The following is a 384-nucleotide window of genomic DNA, read 5'->3' on the forward strand; positions in this document are numbered from 1 at the left end:
CGCCATGCCCGCGATGGGACCGCTCGCCGAACCCTCCCCGCCCCTGGCCGAACTGATGCGCCGTGGCGACGTGCTGTCGCCCGCCTGCCCCGCACGGGAGATCCTGCAACACGTCACCAGCCGCTGGGGCGTGCTGGTGCTGGTGGCGCTGCAGGGCGGAACGCTGCGGTTCAGCGAGCTGCGCCGCAAGGTGGGCGTGGTGAGTGAGCGCATGCTCGCGCAGACGCTGCAGGTGCTGGAGCGCGACGGTTTCGTGGAACGCCGCGCCTATCCCGTCGTGCCGCCGCACGTGGATTACCGGCTGACGCCGCTGGGGCGGGAGGTAGGCCTGCACGTGCAGGCGCTCGCGGACTGGATCGGCGGGCATCTGCCGGACATCCTGGC

1 protein-coding gene is annotated in these 384 nt (G+C 72.4%); it reads left to right on the forward strand.

Annotated elements, in window-relative coordinates:
- Nucleotides 1-13 precede the first annotated feature (13 nt).
- On the forward strand, nt 14-384 hold a 371-nt coding region (locus IM725_RS20205; RefSeq protein ID WP_193782420.1), incomplete at its 3' end, for a winged helix-turn-helix transcriptional regulator.

This window comes from Ramlibacter aquaticus (assembly GCF_015159745.1).
Taxonomy (GTDB): Bacteria; Pseudomonadota; Gammaproteobacteria; order Burkholderiales; family Burkholderiaceae_C; genus Ramlibacter; species Ramlibacter aquaticus.